This is a genomic window from Roseateles sp. (genome assembly GCF_052436255.1).
In the GTDB taxonomy this organism is placed as follows: Bacteria; Pseudomonadota; Gammaproteobacteria; order Burkholderiales; family Burkholderiaceae_C; genus Pelomonas.
This window is the reverse complement of sequence record NZ_JBQVNP010000257.1, coordinates 1-4278: the sequence shown is the minus strand read 5'-3', so window position 1 is coordinate 4278 and position 4278 is coordinate 1. Positions and strand designations below refer to the sequence as shown.

The following is a 4278-nucleotide window of genomic DNA, read 5'->3' as shown; positions in this document are numbered from 1 at the left end:
ACGCGCCGTAGTGCTCGGGCATGCGGATGACATGCAGGCCGGCTTCGCTTTCGATGGCGGTGTCGCCATCGGCGAACACATAGAGCTGGCCGCCCCGGGCGCGCACTTCCTGCATGTTGCTCTTGAGCTTCTCCAGCAACGCGTCGTTGGGCGCCACGGTCACCACCGGCATCTCGGCCGTGACCAACGCCAGCGGGCCGTGCTTGAGCTCACCCGCCGCGTAGGCCTCGGCGTGGATGTAGGTGATCTCCTTGAGCTTGAGGGCACCTTCCATGGCGATGGGGTAGTGCAGGCCACGCGCCAGGAACAGCGCGTTCTCCTTGCGGGCGAACTCCTCGCTCCAGGCGATGACTTGCGGCTCCAGCGCCAGCACGGCCTGCACGGCCACGGGCAGGTGGCGCAGGTCCTTCAGGTGCTCGGCCTCGGCGGCTTCGCTGAGCTGGCCGCGTGTCTGCGCCAGGGCCAGGGTCAGCAGGAAGAGGCCGACGAGCTGGGTCGTGAAGGCCTTGGTGGACGCCACGCCGATCTCGACGCCGGCGCGGGTGATGTAGGCCAGCTCGCACTCGCGCACCATGGCGCTGGTGGCCACATTGCAGATGGTCAGCGTGTGCTTCATGCCCAGGCTGCGGGCGTGCTTGAGCGCGGCGATGGTGTCGGCCGTCTCACCGCTCTGGCTGATGGTGACGACCAGGGTGCGCGGGTTGGGCACGCTCTCGCGGAAGCGGTATTCGCTGGCGATCTCGACCGTGGTCGGGATCTTGGCAAAGCACTCCAGCCAGTACTTGGCCGTCGAGCCCGAGTAGTAGCTGGTGCCGCAGGCGAGGATGAGGACGCTGTCGACCTCCTTGAAGATGCGGTAGGCGCCGTCGCCGAAGAGCTCGGGGCTGATGGCGGTGATGGCTTCGAGGGTGTTGGCGATGGCCGTGGGCTGCTCGAAGATTTCCTTCTGCATGTAGTGGCGGTAGGGGCCCAGCTCCGCAGCGCCGCTGTGGGCGTGCACCGTCTTGACCTCACGTTGCACGGCGCCGTAGCGGCCGGTCGTCGTGTCCAGCCGGCTGAGCCAGTAGCGGCCCAGTTGCAGGTCGACGACATCGCCTTCTTCCAGATAGACGATCTGGTTGGTGACACCGGCCAGCGCCATGGCGTCAGACGCGACGAAGTTCTCCTGCTCCCCAACGCCCAGCACCAGCGGCGAGCCCTCGCGGGCGGCCACGACGCGGTACGGCTCGTCGCGGCAGAACACGGCCACGGCGTAGGCGCCCTTCAGCCGCGGCAGCGCCTGTTGCACGGCATCGAGGAGGTCGCCGCTGTAGAGGTGGTCGACGAGATGGGCGATGACCTCGGTGTCGGTCTGGCTGGTGAAGACATAGCCACGCGCCTTCAACTCGGCACGCAGCTCGTCATGGTTCTCAATGATGCCGTTGTGCACCAGGGCAATGCGGCCGATGCTGTCGACCGATGGGTTGGGGCCGGGCGAGAAGTGCGGGTGGGCGTTGTGCACGGCCGGCGCGCCATGCGTGGCCCAGCGGGTGTGGGCGATGCCGGTGCCGGCGGAGATGCCGTCCTGCTCGGCCTGGACCTGGAGCTCGGCCACGCGCGAGGTGCTGCGGGCGCGCTTCAGGCCGCCGTCCTGGTGCACGGCGACGCCGCAGGAGTCGTAGCCACGGTACTCGAGGCGCTTCAGGCCTTCGACGAGGATGGGGACGATATTGCGCTGACTGACCGCGCCGACGATGCCGCACATGGATGGTTCTCCGTTGAAGGGTGGCGCATCCTAGGCAAGCCTGTGCGGCATATGCGTGCAAAATTCATCGCCTCATGATTGAAAATTTCCCGGATCATTGCCGACGAAATTTAATTTCCAGAATCCGCCATGATTGATCAGTTTGACGCCCTAGACCTGCGCTTGCTCGACAGCCTGCAGAACGACGACTCGTTGAGCAATCAGGACCTGGCGGCCCGCGTCGCCGTGTCTCCCGCCACCTGCCTGCGGCGCGTCAAACGGCTGCTCGACAGCGGCGTCGTCGAGCGCCGCGTGGCCCTGCTGTCGCCGGACAAGCTGGGCGCGGGCCTGTCGGTCATCCTGGAAATCACCCTCGACCGCCAGGGTGCCGAGCACCTGGACGCCTTCGAGGGGCGCGCGGTGGCAGAGGCCGCCGTGCAGCAATGCTGGCGCGTGTCCCCGGGGCCCGACTTCGTCCTCGTCGTGCAGGTGGCCGACATGCCGGCCTATCACGCCCTCACGCAGCGCCTGCTGACCCAGGATGCCAACGTGCGCAATATCAAGGCCTTCTTCAGCGTGAAGCGCGCCAAGTTCGATACGCGCATCGCCCTGCCCGCCGTCAGCGCTTGAGGATGCCCAGACCCTTCAGGTAGTCCCCTTCCGGGAAGCACACCGTCTGCGGATGGTCGGCCGCAGCGGACAGGCGCTCGACGATGTAGCCATCGACCCCCGCGTCCAGGCCGGCGCCCGCGACGATCTTGTGGAACAGGTCGGGCGCGATGCCCCCTGAGCAGGAGAAGGTGTACAGCAGGCCACCCTCGTTGAGCAGCATGAAGGCCAGCCGGTTGATGTCCTTGTAGGCGCGCGCGGCGCGCTCGGCATGGGCCACCGTGGGCGCGAACTTGGGCGGGTCGAGCACGATGGCGTCGAAACGCCGGCCCCCATGCTTGAGTTCTTCCAGGCAACGGCGCAGCGTCGCGTTGACGTCGGCGTCCCAGGCCTGGTGGCGGCCGGCGTCGAAGCCGTTCAGCGCGACATGCGCCGTGGCGCGCGCCAACGCCGGGCCGGACGAATCCACGCTGATGACCTCGCTGGCGCCGCCGGCCAGCGCCGCGACCGAGAAGCCGCCGGTGTAGCTGAAGCAATTCAGCACGCTGTGGCAGCCGTACTGCCGCACCGCGTCGGCAAAGCGCCGGCGGCTGTCGCGCTGGTCGAGGTAGTAGCCGGTCTTGTGGCCCTCGGCCACGTCCAGGGTCAGCTGCCAGTCGTGCTCGCGGATGGTCACTGCCGTCTCGCCCTCGCCGCGCAGCCACCCGGTCTGCACGGGCAGGCCCTCCCACTCGCGCGCCTGCGCGTCGGAGCGCTCGTACAGGCGCGTCAGGCCGGTCGCCGCCAGCAGCGCATCGGCAATGGTCGCCTTCCAGCGCTCCGCACCCGCGCTGCCGAACTGCGCCACCAGCGTATCGACATAGCGGTCGACGATGAGGCCGGGCAGGCCGTCGGCCTCGCCGTGGATCAGGCGTACCGCGTCGGAGGCGATGGCCAGCCGCGCCCGCATCGCAATGGCCTTGTCGATGCGGCGCTTGAAGAAGGCGGCGTCGATGCGCTCGCCCGCGTCAAAGCTCCAGGCGCGCAGACGGATCTGCGACTGCGGGCTGAAGGCGGCCCAGGCGAGGAACTGCCCGTCGGCCGATTCGACGCGCACCGTCTCACCGGAGTCGGCACTGCCCCGGGCCACGGAGCTTTCGAACACCCAGGGATGGCGCTTCAGCAGCGAGCGCTCCTTGCCGGCGCGCAGCGTGATCTTCTTCATCGGGCGTGGCTGTTCATCGCTGCAGCGTGCCGTAGGCGTAGCTGAGCTGCAGATGCGTCAGCGGCGTGGACTGGTCGTTGCCGCGGATGGTGCGGAACTCGCCCACGCCAGCGCGCAGGCGCAGGCGCTCGCTGACTGGCCATTGCGCCCACAGTTCGCCCTGCGTCACCGCGCCGCCGCCGACCTTGATGCCACCGCCGCCGGCCGCGCCCACCAGCAGCTCGGCGCCAACGCGCAGGCCGCCCCACAGCGGGTCGCTCTGCACCCCCAGGCCGAACAGGCCGAACGAATAGGCACCCGCGCTGCCGGCGGCCGCGCTGCCGGCCTGGGCCGTGCCGTAGACATGGCTTGAGAATTCGCGCGACATGTTGACGGCCAGGTGGGTGACCGACTCGTCCGGCCGGTTCTTGAAACGCACGCGCGGCAGGTGCAGCACGCTGGCGCCGAGCTGCTGCAGCCGCACCGTGCCGGGTGCGGCGTCGACGATCAGCGTCGGCGCGCGGTCCAGCGGCATCGCCAGCACCGCGCGCAGATAGGGCGCGCTGTAGGCGCCGCTGGGCGCATAGGTGAAGCCGGTGTCCAGCCGCAGGCTCGGCCCCCAGGGGGTGATCCAGCGCAGCGTCGGCCCGGCGCGCAGCAGCCAGCCGTTGCCCGTGTCCAGCGCCCCGCCACCGCCCAGCCCCGCGCCGAGCTGGCCGCCGACGCGCAGCCGCGGCGTGCCGAACAGCGCCCAGTCCTGGCC

The 4278-nt window shown here is 69.2% G+C and carries 3 protein-coding genes and 1 pseudogene; 1 reads left to right on the top strand and 3 read right to left on the bottom strand.

The window, feature by feature from the left end:
- Positions 1–1744 (bottom strand): glutamine--fructose-6-phosphate transaminase (isomerizing) (glmS, locus tag ACT6S0_RS27040; protein WP_444766820.1); only part of this gene is annotated, 1744 nt, incomplete at its 3' end.
- Positions 1745–1873: 129 nt separating this feature from the next.
- On the opposite strand from glmS, the gene ACT6S0_RS27035 reads away from it, so the two are divergent.
- Positions 1874–2353, top strand: coding sequence for an Lrp/AsnC family transcriptional regulator (locus tag ACT6S0_RS27035; RefSeq protein ID WP_444766819.1), 480 nt, complete (start codon positions 1874–1876; stop codon positions 2351–2353).
- Here ACT6S0_RS27035 and ACT6S0_RS27030 read toward each other — a convergent pair.
- Positions 2343–3536: a class I SAM-dependent rRNA methyltransferase gene (locus ACT6S0_RS27030; protein WP_444766818.1), complete on the bottom strand. Its 1194-nt coding sequence runs from the start codon at positions 3534–3536 to the stop codon at positions 2343–2345. The genes ACT6S0_RS27035 and ACT6S0_RS27030 overlap by 11 nt on opposite strands.
- Before the next feature lie 13 nt (positions 3537–3549).
- Positions 3550–4278: pseudogene (locus ACT6S0_RS27025) on the bottom strand (hypothetical protein); the annotation flags it as partial.